Annotated in this window: 10 protein-coding genes and 2 pseudogenes; all 12 read right to left on the bottom strand. The window is 40.7% G+C overall.

Features of this window, described 5'->3' with window-relative positions; translation table 11 throughout:
• Window positions 1-147: 147 nt before the first annotated feature.
• Window positions 148-1,296 carry a glycosyltransferase family 4 protein gene (locus ACM0OT_RS07960; protein WP_414563852.1) on the bottom strand — a complete coding sequence of 383 codons (1,149 nt, stop codon included), beginning with the start codon at window positions 1,294-1,296 and terminating at the stop codon, window positions 148-150.
• A 472-nt stretch (window positions 1,297-1,768) separates the two neighbouring features.
• Window positions 1,769-3,379 (bottom strand): MFS transporter, encoded by a 1,611-nt coding sequence (locus ACM0OT_RS07955; RefSeq protein ID WP_414563961.1) that lies wholly within the window; start codon window positions 3,377-3,379, stop codon window positions 1,769-1,771.
• Window positions 3,366-4,253, bottom strand: coding sequence for a DNA repair protein RecO (gene recO / locus ACM0OT_RS07950; protein ID WP_414563851.1), 888 nt, complete (start codon window positions 4,251-4,253; stop codon window positions 3,366-3,368). Before recO ends, ACM0OT_RS07955 begins: the two co-directional genes overlap by 14 nt.
• 80 nt (window positions 4,254-4,333) lie before the next feature.
• Window positions 4,334-5,014, bottom strand: coding sequence for a deoxyribose-phosphate aldolase (deoC, locus tag ACM0OT_RS07945; RefSeq protein WP_414563850.1), 681 nt, complete (start codon window positions 5,012-5,014; stop codon window positions 4,334-4,336).
• Window positions 5,015-5,214: 200 nt separating this feature from the next.
• A complete protein-coding gene (locus tag ACM0OT_RS07940) occupies window positions 5,215-6,333 on the bottom strand; it encodes a DNA cytosine methyltransferase (RefSeq protein WP_414563849.1) in 1,119 nt (372 codons plus the stop codon).
• Window positions 6,334-6,499: 166 nt separating this feature from the next.
• Window positions 6,500-7,942, bottom strand: a complete 1,443-nt coding sequence (locus ACM0OT_RS07935; RefSeq protein WP_414563848.1) for a YcjF family protein — start codon at window positions 7,940-7,942, stop codon at window positions 6,500-6,502.
• A 41-nt stretch (window positions 7,943-7,983) separates the two neighbouring features.
• Window positions 7,984-8,475: a group I intron-associated PD-(D/E)XK endonuclease gene (locus ACM0OT_RS07930; RefSeq protein ID WP_414563847.1), complete on the bottom strand. Its 492-nt coding sequence runs from the start codon at window positions 8,473-8,475 to the stop codon at window positions 7,984-7,986.
• Between the two features lie 452 nt (window positions 8,476-8,927).
• Window positions 8,928-9,881: an asparaginase gene (locus tag ACM0OT_RS07925; protein WP_414563846.1), complete on the bottom strand. Its 954-nt coding sequence runs from the start codon at window positions 9,879-9,881 to the stop codon at window positions 8,928-8,930.
• A gap of 85 nt (window positions 9,882-9,966) precedes the next feature.
• A complete protein-coding gene (locus ACM0OT_RS07920) occupies window positions 9,967-10,467 on the bottom strand; it encodes a CGLD27 family protein (protein WP_414563845.1) in 501 nt (166 codons plus the stop codon).
• On the bottom strand, window positions 10,464-10,925 hold the full coding sequence (gene rsfS, locus ACM0OT_RS07915; RefSeq protein WP_414563844.1) for a ribosome silencing factor: 462 nt from the start codon (window positions 10,923-10,925) through the stop codon (window positions 10,464-10,466). The genes ACM0OT_RS07920 and rsfS overlap by 4 nt, the downstream gene beginning before the upstream one ends.
• A gap of 643 nt (window positions 10,926-11,568) precedes the next feature.
• A pseudogene (locus ACM0OT_RS07910) lies at window positions 11,569-12,853 on the bottom strand (WcaI family glycosyltransferase).
• 706 nt (window positions 12,854-13,559) lie between these two features.
• Window positions 13,560-13,715 (bottom strand): annotated as a pseudogene (locus ACM0OT_RS07905) (amino acid ABC transporter ATP-binding protein); the annotation flags it as partial.
• Window positions 13,716-13,748 lie beyond the last annotated feature (33 nt).

Raw genomic sequence — 13,748 nt, 5'->3', positions numbered from 1 at the left:
ATTTTACAAAATCATGACATATTTGGCTACATCCAACCTGCCACACACTATCGTGATCAATATTTTTAAAACATTAGGGTGGGTAACAGCCCTAGCCAATCCTATTTAATACATCAGCTAACTTAATCAATACTAATTGGCTTGTGTTTAGGCTCTGCGACTAAGCGGGACGGGCCACCCTGCTAAAACTTCGCGGTATAATTCTTCTAGTAGAGTAATATTTTTGCTGAGGGTATAGCGTTCTAAAACACGCTGTCTGGCTTTTTGCCCCAGCAGAGTTGTTAATTCGGCATGGTCTTGAAACAGTGGTAAAAGGGTTCTTAATTGCGATCGCACTGTCTTAGTATTGAGGACTATACCTGCTCCTCCCTCTAATACTTCGCCATCTGCTCCTACATCTGTGGCTAAACAAGCTATTCCAGATGACATTGCTTCTAATAAAGATAGAGATAAACCCTCTACCAATGAAGGTAAAATAAATACATCTGCACCCCGTAAAATTTCGATGCGGCGGCTCTCATCGGCAATAAATCCCAACCAGAAAATACCAGATTCTGAGCCATAAAATGTTTCCAAGGAAGACTTTAAAACACCATCCCCCACAATCAGTAATTTACTACTAGCCCTCATTTGTGACTGCTTCCAAGCACGCAGGAGAGGTTCGACATTCTTTTCTGATGCTATGCGACCTTGATAAACAAACAAACGTTCGGCTTGAAATTCTGCTTTGATTGTGGAATGTCCCGGGGAATACTTATCCGTATCGACTCCATTGGGAATTACAGCTATTTTTTCTTCGCGCACACCCATACGTGCTAATAATTCCCGCTGAATTTGGGAAAAGACAATTACGCGATCATAGTTACTCAAAAAAGGTGCATATAGTTGATAAGCTAAAAGCTGTGTCCCGGATATAAATTTTGCCCCCTTACCCGCAAAAGGTGTGTGAAAAGTGGCAATTAATGGCAGATTTAATTGTTCACAAATTTCTGGAAGCACAAAATCTAAGGGAGATAAAGTTAGGGAAGCATGAACTATATCTGGCTTGATTTCCCTGAGAGACTCAGTTAATAGCTTAGTCGCTTTAAAAGTGGGAATTGTATAAACCTGGGATTTATAAATGAAGGGTAAAGATACTTCTTGGAAATTTGGCCAATTGTCAGGTGCAGATTCTTCTTGAGCAAAGTGGAGAAAACTGACTTGGTGTCCCCGGTCTAGCAAAGCATTTGTAATTTCTCTACTGTAGGTGACATTGCCACAAAAGGGTGATTTCTTTCCAATCCAGGCTATACGCATTCTTTATTAGCTATCAGAAAAGCGGGTTTGATATATCAGTTTTGTATTGCTTAGTGACGTAATCTTTTCTCTTGTTTGTTTGGCATAAAAGTTTGCCATTTATTGGTTAATTAACCAATGTTTTTCATTATTAAGTTAAGCGCATTTTATAAATTTGCCTTATAGTTAATGCTTATGAAATTCTTAAAAAATATAGTTTAATAACAAATTAGCCTTGCTCATATCAAATCGATACTTAGCAAGTCTAGGCTATGTTTTCACTGAGTTCAGTCTAGCACGAAAGCCAAAAATTTTATTAAACTCTTCAGACTCCTATTTGATTGTTGTCGGCTTAGTCTGCCCTATGGGCGGAGAAACTTCGTCATGCATATCCCTTTTGTGTGTTTTATATTTGTGTTTCCTACCTCTATGAGTGAATTACTATAGTGATATTTAAAAGTTGGAGAATCATAGTTCCTGGAAGTCTGAAAAACTACTGTTGGTAGTTATACCAAGTTAATATACCTCCGAAAAAAACAATCATAGCTAACGCCACAAAAACTGCTTGTAGTCCAATAAAGGTTTCGGCTAAACCAGCTAATGCCAAGGGTAAAGAAAGGGCAATATTAATGACATTATTTTGCAATCCAAAAACTTTACCACGCATTTCTGGTGGTGTTTCTGTTTGGATAGCTGTCTGCATGGGAATACCGATTAGCGCCCCAAACATACCTAGCAGAGCCACTAACATCAGAACTATCCATAGCTGTGTTGTGAATACAGATAAACCAGTTAAAGATCCTGCCATGCCGAAACAACCCCAGAGACTCAGTTTGCTATAAGAGAAGCTCTGTCCAAATTGTCCCAGAATAGTGGCACCCGTAGCAATTCCCACACCACCAGCTGCTAGTAAAAAGCCAAACTGTGATGCTTTTAGGTTAGGAATTATTTCTGCCATCCGTACAGCTAAAACAGTTAAGGCGGCGAAGACAGAAAATAAAATAGTCAGTTGGAGTAAAGCATTACGGACACGATGATTGGCTTTGAGGTAAGAAAAACCATCGCACAAGTCTGAGAATACATGGGGGAATTCTTTATCGGGAGCATGGGGTTTTTCCTTAGTCGCTAAGAGTAATAAAATGAAACCAGCGATCGCATAACTACCACCGACTAAAAGTTCCTTTCCTAAACCACCACTACCACCGACTTGCAGCCACAGCGTATCGGCCATTGCTAATAGTGGTTCCCCAATGGCGAATCCCACAATCACCGATGCCATCATCGTTGTCGTATACAGAGAATTAGCCGAAAGTAAATGCTGTTCTTCCACCACCAAGGGAATTGCTGTTTGTTCTGCTGGAGCAAAAAACTGTGTCAGTGTGGAAACCAAAAAAGTCACACCCAAAATAATGACAAAGCCCACAGGTAATATACCGATGGGTTGCCAATCATGAGTTAACCACAACAAGAAGGGAATTGACAAAACCAAAATGCCGCGCCAAGCGTTAGTGGCTACGAGTACAGTCTTTTTTGACCAACGATCTACAAACACACCAGCCACTGAACCAAACAGTACGGCGGGAATAGTAAAGGCCATCATTAAAGCTGATACCCAACCGCTAATGCTTTGATTAGTCCCTTGAAACTGAGAATTAATCAAGGCAATCATCAGTACTAAATATACTTTATCTGCCAGTTGACAAAAAACTTGTCCACCCCAAAGAGCCAGGAAATTAGGATTTTTGAGTACAGGTAAAAACCCCTGATCTACGACTTTCACTCTTGCTGTTTCACTACCATAACTAGAGCCATTTAAGTTTGCTGGTTCTTTTTCTGGGGTAGTGGTAATTGGTAAAGTTTGTTTGTGGCCATTTGTTTTATCATTAGTTAAGTGATTTTCAGTTTGAGGACTTTCTGATGACCAATTTCCATCATTTTCAGTAAATTCTTGCGGTTGCTTTTCTTCGCTATTAATATGATTTTTTGTAGATTTAGGAACAGCACTCAAGTGATTCTTGAATGTGGGTTCTGATGCCCTCTTCTGTTTTTTAGCGTGGCTGGGGGATAAAGGTAGGATTTTTCTATCCAAGTCAGACGGTTGCATCATGTTTAGTAGCAAAATAAGAATCGATCAAACTAGCAGAGCGAATAGGGCGACCTAAATGATATTGAGCATATTGGCGCAAAATTTGCTCGACAGATAACCAGCCATCATTGCTGGCGGCATCTACTTGCATTATCTCTGGTTGTGACAGCTGTTGGAGCATAGATAGTTCTGTAGCATCCAAGCGACAAGAAATTACGGGGATGTCTTGTTGATGAACAACTGTGCGGTAGCCTGGTTGGGGATGATGATCTGATGAAATGAGGTTGGGCTTTTGCTGATCTGTTCGCAAACTTTCCCAAGCCTGTAAGCAGACTGTACCACCAGCCGACACACTAAATCCTACCCGCCAGTTGGGGTCTGTAAAGTCTGGCGTTAAAGAGTTCTCAGTCAGACAACAGACTTGGACTTGGGGTGTTAGTCCGGCTAAAGCTAAAAAATGAAACACTCCGTGAGCTAATTGAGCATAAATACTTGATGTATCAGTTTGGGGCAATGCTTCCAACCGATGAAGATGTTCATTAAGTAACTCATAAAGTTCTTCTTGGGGTTGTTCACTCAAAGCCTGACACAGCACTATTTCTGCTAAATATTGCCCAGCGGCCAACTTCCCTAAATCTTTAGCTAGACCGGGATAAGTTTTTAAAGTTTGTGCTTGAGTAATTTTATCGAGCGATCGCCCTTTGGCAATCAGTAGCTCATTCACTACAAACATCCCACTCCTACCACCTAGGCTTGAGTTTTGCTTGCGGGCCCCCGGTGCAACAGCTCTAATTAAACCGAACTCTCGTGTCAAAATTGTGACTATCCTGTCCGATTCTCCTAGTACCTGGGCTTTAAGATTAATTCCAGTTGCTTTATAGGTTCTACTCATTTAGTTATTAGTCGTTAGTCATTGGTCATTGGTTATTAGGTAAGGAAAAATAATCCATGACAAAGGACAAAAACGAATGACTATTCACCTTTTTCCAGATTATCGCGCTGGCGGATCAAATCGATACTCCGAGAGGTACCTAATCTAGACGCACCAGCTAAAATTAGCTCTACGGCTTGATTGTAGGTGCGAATTCCCCCCGAGGCTTTAATTCCTACCCTGTCCTTTGCAACTTCTTTTAATAGCCGCACATCCGCTACAGTGGCGCCGCCATTCCAACCTGTACTGGTTTTTAAGAATACCGCCCCTGCTTCCATAGATATTTCCGCAGCGAGTTTCTTCTCCGCATCTGTCAGCAGGTTAGTTTCCAAAATTACCTTGACTGTTTTTCCTGTTTCTTCACAAATTTCGGCAATCTCGCGGTGAACTGCATCAGTTTTGCCAGCTTTTAACCAACCTAAGTTGATCACCACATCCAACTCAGTAGCTCCGTTTTCCACAGCTTCTTGAGCCTCATACAGCTTAACTGCTGAAGTTGTGGCCCCAATAGGAAAGCCGATGACAGTGCAAACTTCGGGCTTCTTGCCATGAAGGAGTTCTGCTGCTTGCTTCACATAACAGGGGTGAAGACAAACCGCCGCAAAATTAAATCTGTCTACTTGTTTACACCATTCTTCAACCTGCTCTGGAGTAGCCGTTGGTATCAGCAGGGAGTGATCTATAAATGGCGCAATATCAATATTTGAATAGTCTGCTGCCATCTTGTCTTGGGTCAGTGATGGATTATTAAACTTTATAAAAAATTAAGACATTTCTTATATATATATTAAAACACATTTATTACGCATTTAGCTGGAAAACAATACCGATAGCCTCAGATCCCCAAATTGTTCAAATCGGGGATCTTTGAGGATTGCTATAGTTATGGCTGAATAATTATGAGTATTTTAAATAGAGACTATTACTGCCTATTTGCAAAGAAATTTAAAATACTTTGAGCTAATGCCTTTGATGCCAAATATGGGACACCATTACCAATAGTTTTAAACATATTAGTCAGTGACATATCCTCTGGAAGGACGAAATTTGCAGGTAAAGATTGGATAGCTAAGGCTTCTGCTACAGAAATTCGCCGGACTTTATATGGATGTAAATGTACTTCATTATTACCATAGCAAGCAGTTGGCGAATAACGCCATCTATGCAGACGTTTGAATGATTTTTTAGTATCATCTCCTTCATCAACAACAGCAAATTTGGCAATGCCTGCTCTTGGTTTAAAATAATGTTGAGCATGAGGATGATTCAACACGTTATTTTTGATAAACCAGTATTCAACTGTTAATTCTTGAGGTATATCCTCAGGGCAAGGTAGTAGGGAATTTGCTTTAAACGGTTCGCTTTTACACCAAGGGTAAGCAAAAACTTTTTCTTGAGGATATAAAATATTATTTTCCCAATTAAAATAGTCTTTAGTTATTAGCTTATTTTTAATTAAACTATCTCGAAAACCGACGAGAACAATTCTTTCTCTATTTTGAGGTACACCGTATTCAATAGCATTAATTAAGCGTTCTGTTAATATATAGCCTGTTTGGATTAATTTTTGTTTTAGTGAATCAAAAAATAATCTGTGTTTTTTCGTTTGCCATAAACCTTTAACATTTTCAAATAAAAAGAAATCTGGCAAATTACAACAAATTAATTCAATATATGCAGCCGAAAGTTTGCCATTATCTCCTAAATGTCCTTTATTTTTTCCTCCAACAGAAAAGTCAGGACAGGGAGGCCCACCAATAAAACCCACAATATTGTGAGATTTACGGCAATCTTTGACTAATTCATGTAGACGTTTTGCTTCTAATCCCGCAATAAGTTTGCTAACGTCTGCTGTTTCCCCGTCATCATATCCATATTCTGGCTGAGGTAATTTCAGTACTTCCCGCGAATAACGGTATGCTGCTATGAATGGTTTAAATATTTCATTGACATAAACAATATTAAAGCCACTAGTTTCAAATCCTAAATCGAGGAAGCCTGAGCCAGCAAAAAATGAGAAAATAGCAGGGCGATCGCTCATTCACAAACTGAATAAATTAGCAGAATCATCTTAAATTATGGCAGATGCATTTAAAAATTATTCTCACACAAAGCCGCCAAGACGCTAAGAAAAAGTTTGCCCTTTGCTCGCTAGTTGCTACAAGTCAGGGAAGCCGGCTAACGCACTGGCTGGCCTTTGGGCGAGATTATCCCACAACTTCAGACTGCGCCTCTGGCAATAAACGCTTTACACCTTGGTTAACAAAACCTTGCAAAAAACCAATTTGCTGGTTTCGCTGAAAGACGTTTTGCAAGGTTTGCCGCAATTTTTCCAGATTTAAAGCATTTCCCGAATCTATCGCTACTTCCTGTTGCTCAAAATATTCAACTAAACTTAACCCTGCTACCCTGGTGAGATAAGCAGCACTTACACCTTGTACTACACCACCAGCAACGAAGGTGATGGCATTACTTTTGAGAACAGTACTAATAGCTTTTGTAGACAGTTCCACTAAACCCAACTTCAGCATTAAACTTCCCATTGTTCCTGCTATAGTTTGGGCCTGTTCTAGGGAAAACTTCTGCTGATAGATATTACCTAAATCCATAACCATCTGAGCATTAATGGCCGCAGTCGCCAGAATATCTAGTGCTGGTACTGGGTTTGCAAAGGCCGCAGCCGCAGTTATCCATTGATATTGTTCAATAATTGGGGTGCTGCGATCGCGTCTGGTTCCATTCAAGAAACTTTTTGCTTCGGCTTTCAACAGCTTGGCTTTTCTGGTGGTAGTTGTCCACACCAGTTGTTGTCCTTGCTGCGCTAAAACTGCATTCAATTGCTGTGTTAACTGCTGAATATCTGCTTCTGGTTGTTCCATCCACTCTTGTACAGCACCATCAGCTTCATGCTTGCGGACTTTGATGGGGATGGGAGAGGACGCAGTTGCAACTACATTTTCCTGCATTCGCTGTTTTAATGACAGCAAGACACTAGCACGTTCATCTGCTAAATACTGGTCTTGTTTGTTGAAAACTAAAATAGCAGGCTGACTGGCTGCTTTTAACTGCTGTAAAATTTGAAATTCTGAGTCTGTCAAATCACCGTTTGTCAGGAACAGCACAAAATCAGATTGTTGGACTTCTGCTAAAACAGTTACATCTGAGTTTTCACCCGCTTCTCTAAATAAAGGTGGTGTTTCCCATAAGCTGACTTTTCGCTGTGTTTCTTGCCAAGTGCTAGACTCTAGTACTTGAATTAAAGTGCTTTTACCTACAGATTTACCACCAGTTACAGCTACTTTAATTTCTTGCCTGTCTAACTCTAGCCGCAATTGGGCAACTTGTTCTCGCAGTATCTCTAAGGCTGTATGGTTTTCTGCTTCTTGTGCTAATTGGTTAATTACGGCTTCCGTTTTAGCGATCGCACTTTCCACCGTTTCTCGATCTACAACAATACCATCTAGCTGTTCTAAACTATTTTTCGGGCGATTTTTCTGAAATAACCACAAACCGCCGCCCACAGCCAAAGCACTAAATAAACCAAACTCACTCAGCTGCACTAAGGAATCATGCCAGCTTTGTAATATCCACAGGGAAAAGGATAGTCCCAATCCTCCCACTAAAATCGGTCGTCGCAACTTCACAACCATTTTTCTCCACGCTTTTTGTCAGGTTTCTCTTTCAGAATAGATCAAAATTCTGCTTCTCCATGTTTGATAGGCGAACAGACACACTTTTCTTCACCTATTTCTTCACCTAAAGGTGGCAATATTAACTCCCAAGCTTCACGATATTGTGCAGAACGAGGTTTGCGCTGTCGTTTGTTAGTTTCGACAAGGTGTATCTCGCTACCATAATCTATGAACACATTTACTGGGAAGATATAAAACAAGTCAAGTTTTTCTATATATACCAGAGCAAAATCAAAGTCTGATTGCTTGTATGCTGCTCGGATCATTATCCGCCGATTTGTTTTGGTGCGGCGGTTATCTACAACATAATTACCAGAAGGCTCATCCAACCAAGCGTACTTAACTTGAATTTTTACTAAATTCCCTTCTACATCAAATACTAAATCGTAAGGTAGCCGATCGCCTACAGGTTTTAAAACTCCCCAACCACGCTTTAGGGCATGAAAAACAGCAGCCTGTTCTGCTATGTCTCCTTTCAGCTTTGTGTCCATTTGCTCACAGCTAATCATCGGCATAAAACAAAACCCTGGAAACTTTTAATTTCACAGGGTTTTGTTTTGTCTTTTATTTGGTGGCGGGAAGTGGATTTGAACCACTGACCTTCGGGTTATGCTTACCAACTACAGTTTTCACTGCCCGGATATTCCGGTTTGTGGTCTGGACTGTCCCTTCACCCTCGTCTTGTTAATCACGTTAGGGTGCCTGCCTTCCAGTCTCTACACCTTCTCCATTTCTGGAGCTTGGTTCGGGATTACCGCGCTAGTGGTTTCCCCGAGTTTGACAGGTAATCATACGCAAGTTTCTTCGCGTACCGCCCACTTTAAGAACAACTAATAAGCGCTTAGTGCTTCTTAAACTTCGAGCCCGACGAGCTACCAGACTGCTCTATCCCGCGTCGTTTCTTGACCTCTATAGTATAACCACAAAGTCAGAAGTTTGGCAACTATAAAAGCGATAATTCTCCAACTACCTCTAAACGCTTGTATTTACCCAGTGTCATAAACTTTTCTGAGAGGCTTTCGGCGGCGCTGGGACTAATCCAACCCATCTGCTGAAGTAAGTGGATAGCCACGGCATATTTGGCCCGTTTGGCTCCATCAATGACTTTAATGGTCAATCCCATGCCTTCGCCCAATCTGCCAATACATTGCACTCCTTCGGCACCAGATTTACTTACCAGTTCTCCAGGAGCTAAACGCATCAGTTCTGTATCAAATTCTCCTTCTCCGGCTACCATTGCTGGATGATGAGTCATGGCACGGACAATGCGCTCCATATCCACATTGCTACTAGAAGCTAGCAGTGCATACAAAGAAGCCATTTGACTGATTTGCATGAGATAAGTGGGTGCGCCGCAGTCGTCGTGGGCGCTGAGAAATTCCTCGGCAGGCATCCGCAGTAATTCGGCTACTTTGCCCAAAATTAACTGCTGTATGGGGTGCTTGCGTTCCAGGTAGTTATTTAAAGGCCAATGGCGTTGCTGACATACGGCTAACATGCCCGCATGTTTACCAGAGCAATTGTATTCCAATGGGCTTTTTTTACCTTCAGGAATCGGACATTGGAGTGCGGAGGGGTCAAGGTCGGCGCGCCAAAGAATATTAAATGCCTGTCTTACCTGTTCTATTGTGCCTTTGTGGGAACTGGTAATGATGGCTAAGTCGCGATCGCTTAGATTGTAGCGCTCCAGTGTGCCTGTGGTGGTGACTGCGAGTGCCTGAAATGGTTTGAGTGCGGAACGGACAAATGCCGCTGTTTCCGAGTTCCCGGCCACGGATAGAACCCGCCCCCGTTCGTCGCAGACAACAGCTTGGACTATATGCCTGGATTCTATAATTCCTTCCCGCAACAACCGGACTTCCAGGGCTGTGGCTTGAGTGCGTTTTCCCATTGTCATGGGTTAATATTTATTACCTTTTTTGATTAATTAGCCCCTAGTCGTTGGCAATTAGCGATTCTAATCACCAATGACTAATGACGATTTACGACAAATGCCAAACTATAGTACCAATAAGAAACATTCCCGCCAAGCCAGCAAAGGTAAATTGTAACCGCTGGAGAATCGGCTTAATTTCGTATGTCACAATTAGGCGATCGCGTGTTATGACTTCTTGTGGCTTAGTCCAAGTTTGGCCGTCGTACCAGCCTGACTCTTCATAAAATACTGTCGGATTGTAGAGGCGATCGCGTACATAAAGCCAGCCCAAAAACAACCGCACTAGTACTAACACCACTCCTACACTCGCTCCGGCGGCACCACAGAGGATGAAATGGACAAGCTGTTTGTGTGGGTGAAAACTGGCTGCTGCTACTGGCCCTGCTATTAGCCACGATAAACTCCAAATCCAAATTATTTTTGTGATGTAATCTCGCCAATCTAAGATGCAATCACAAAATAGCCAGGACGTTTTTAACTCTTCGTATTCATTGAGCGGTTGTTGGTCTGTGGGAACTGGGCAATTGGAAACCGAAGACCTAATCATGTTGGCTTACCCTCACCGTCATCAACATTTGGTAGGGAAATACGTTCTGCATGAACCCAGAACGCTTCTAAATTATAAAACTCCCTTTCATTTGGCATCATGATATGAACGATGACTTCGCCATAATCTAGTAGTACCCAACTACCCTCGGCTTTTCCTTCTGTCCTTAAGGGACGCCGTTGCCAATCAGTCTCTAACTTATCTTCCACTGCTGTGGCGATCGCTCTAACTTGCACCCTAGAATAGCCAGTCATCATCACAAAATAGTCTGCCAGATAAGATACATCTGCTACCCTGAGCACTACGATCTCACCCGCTTTGCGGTCTAATGCAGCTTCGGCGATGCTTAGAGCTAAATTTCCACTCACGTCTTTAGCTTCAGCCTCTGGGCTTCTGAGTGTATTCGTGATCTCTGAAACAGATTGTAATGGGAAATTTCCTTGGAAATAATCAGACATTAAACCTCAGGTGCTGTATCCCTTTTGTGACAATTTTTTCCAATTCCATACACTTACAATCAAAAAATTGCCTAGCAAGTGTATGTGTTGGTTTTTTTGAATACTAACAAAAAAATAGATGTCTATGGGGTTAGTACAATCATTAGCTGATGAGACATTGATTTTATAAAACCGTGGTTTAGGCTATTGCGCTGACATCAGTCAAGTACCATAACATGAAGCAGAGAGTATGCTTGAAACTCCCTTGATATCTGGGTTTTCTGAGCAATTTATGTCCTCAGCTACCTGGCAACTGCTATAACTGTTCACCTTATATTTTAAGTATAATTACAGTTTAGTCAAACAGATTCGTCCTAAATCATAATAATATTTATTGATATACCAACCTGTTAGCCAAAATCTAACTAGCTATCAGGGCGGCCATATAAAAAATGGCTGCTAGAGCAGCCTGTAATAATTTTATCGTTAGGTTTTTGTCCTACGTTCAATCCGTGTGTTTTGTCTATGATATGGACGAAGGGTTTAGTTTGTCATGGCTTAGTAATTTCGATAATTTGCCATACATACTACGATTTTCACTGAGCAATTTTCTAGCTATACTTAGATTAAGCCTTTATTTTTTGTCACTTTAAACACTTAGTTCTTATCCTTCCTGCTTTGATATGACTGGAGATTCAACTATTTGCCTCTCTGTAGTCACTGAGTAAAATAACTCCTCATAATGATTTAAAGCTTGTTCAAAAGCGTAATGCTCAACAGCGTATTGACGACTGTGGTAACCTAAATTTTTGAGTTTTTCTGGGTGCTGATACAATTCTAAAATCGCATTTGCCAACGCTTGAGAATCTTCTGGAGGTACAATCACTCCCCCACCACTTTGTCTAACAGCTTTGGCCGCTGTGCCAGTTTCCGGTACAGATGCAACCAATGCTCGACCACTGGCAAGTAGTACCTGAATTTTAGATGGCATATTGAAGGAGATCACATTTTTCTTTTGCACTACCAAACCCACATCTGCTGCTGCCAACATTTGGGGTAAACGTTCTCGTGGTTGAAACGGTAGTAGCAAAACGTTATCTGCACCGCAGTCTAAACAATATTGCTGCAATCTTTGCAAGCCTTTTGCTTCACCCGCAATCACAATTACAATGTCTTGAATATGGCGCAACTGAGAAGCCGCTTTGACAACAGTTTCTAAGCCTTGGGTCAGAGCTATATTGCCCGAATATAGTACGATAAACTTGTCTTTAAGGTTATGCTCTGCACGAAAAAGGTTGTTTTCTTTGGGGTAAGGACGAATAAAATTTACATCAACCCAGTTAGGAATTTGCTTGATTTTTTGAGAATCGACACCTTTAGATAACAAATTTTCCACAAATCCATCAGCTATAACACTGATTTTCGTGGCTGTATGGTAAGCAAATTTTTCTAATGCAGCAAATACCTTGATGAGTAATTTATTTTTTAATAATCCAACATGAACTGCCGCTTCTGGCAATATATCTTGAAGATTTAACACCACAGGACAAGCACGCAACCACCCTAAAAGTGCAGCCGGGACACAAACAGGTAGTGATGGTGATGTTGAAAGAATAACATCGGGACGCCAACCCAGCAGGGCAGGAAAAAAGCTGGTGACAACAAAACTAGCATCTAAAACTAGCATCTAATAATACTCTATCTAATAGATTAGGTTGGGGACGAATCCAAACATAACTGCGTTGGATTTGCACCCCGTTTTTATATTCATTTAAATACCATTTACCTCGATAAGCCTCATAAATTTGACGTTCCGGATAGTTGGGCATAGCCGTGATGACGCGCACTTGATGTCCGCGCTTGACCAGTCCCTCTGCTAATTCCGTCATTAGTGGAGCTATACCAATAGGTTCTGGATAGTAGTTGTAGGAGTAAATTAGAATCCGCATAACAAATTAGTCAGAAGACCCCTGGTTAGTGTGGGTAAGGATAATATTGATCGAATATTGCTGTTTTTGACTCAGAAGCACCTGTATCTAATTGTCCCTATAAAATCTAGCTAATGGCAGGGTATTTCGTTGAAGATTCGGTAAATTTTATAATTTGCTACTTAAAAGTAGTTTGTATATTTTTTGACTATTTTTTATTTATATAGCATGTACAATATGGAATTTCATCTGGGTAGGATAACTATAGTACTTAGTTATATCTGAATTCAAAAACAGTAATTAACGAATTGGGTAAGTAGTATATAAACATAGATTATAGAAATAATCAATTTTTTTTACACTTAGGTTTTGAACCAGTAGAACTTATGTAAAGTCAATACAAGTATAAATATTTAGTTAAATTTGGCAACTATTCACGCTAGTTAAATTTGGAAGTAGTTTACACTACAGTATTTTGTCGTTGGTTATTTATATTACAGACTATCTTTGGCACAAATTAGTTTCGTCGCCTAGCAACAAAAAAAGCATGGTTAAGGGAGCATATGCTAATGGCGCTGGACTAAAAGTTTCTATTATCACGGAGTTATGAAAAATTTTATACGCCTCATCAAACGAAATTTATGAAGATATTGTAAAGAAAAAATGTGACGCCTACAAAATTGGCAGTGAACCTTAAAATATTGGGGGATTTGGTGAAATAAACAACTTAGAGAATTTGCGATAAAAACTTCTGCGTCCGTGCTTCTTTAGGGTTGGTAAAAAAGGTTTTAGGTGTAGCGGACTCGATGAGAGAACCACTATCCATGAGAATTAAGCGGTCAGCCACTTCACGGGCAAATCCAACTTCATGGGTAACTACTAAGTAGAACGACTTGAAAAAACTAAACTATGTAAA

This window comes from Anabaena sp. CCY 9613 (genome assembly GCF_963920895.1).
Taxonomy (GTDB): domain Bacteria; phylum Cyanobacteriota; class Cyanobacteriia; order Cyanobacteriales; family Nostocaceae; genus Cyanocohniella.
The sequence above is the reverse complement of the archived record's forward strand: the minus strand, read 5'-3'. Positions and strand labels throughout refer to the sequence as shown.

Bases quoted from the DNA above. Each gene is read 5' to 3' on its own strand.
- recO (WP_414563851.1), bottom strand. From the start codon at position 4,253: ATGAGTAGAACCTATAAAGCAACTGGAATTAATCTTAAAGCCCAGGTA.
- ACM0OT_RS07960 (WP_414563852.1), bottom strand. From the start codon at position 1,296: ATGCGTATAGCCTGGATTGGAAAGAAATCACCCTTTTGTGGCAATGTC.
- ACM0OT_RS07940 (WP_414563849.1), bottom strand. From the start codon at position 6,333: ATGAGCGATCGCCCTGCTATTTTCTCATTTTTTGCTGGCTCAGGCTTC.
- ACM0OT_RS07920 (WP_414563845.1), bottom strand. From the start codon at position 10,467: ATGATTAGGTCTTCGGTTTCCAATTGCCCAGTTCCCACAGACCAACAA.
- ACM0OT_RS07955 (WP_414563961.1), bottom strand. From the start codon at position 3,379: ATGCAACCGTCTGACTTGGATAGAAAAATCCTACCTTTATCCCCCAGC.
- rsfS (WP_414563844.1), bottom strand. From the start codon at position 10,925: ATGTCTGATTATTTCCAAGGAAATTTCCCATTACAATCTGTTTCAGAG.
- ACM0OT_RS07935 (WP_414563848.1), bottom strand. From the start codon at position 7,942: ATGGTTGTGAAGTTGCGACGACCGATTTTAGTGGGAGGATTGGGACTA.
- ACM0OT_RS07925 (WP_414563846.1), bottom strand. From the start codon at position 9,881: ATGACAATGGGAAAACGCACTCAAGCCACAGCCCTGGAAGTCCGGTTG.
- deoC (WP_414563850.1), bottom strand. From the start codon at position 5,014: ATGGCAGCAGACTATTCAAATATTGATATTGCGCCATTTATAGATCAC.
- ACM0OT_RS07930 (WP_414563847.1), bottom strand. From the start codon at position 8,475: ATGGACACAAAGCTGAAAGGAGACATAGCAGAACAGGCTGCTGTTTTT.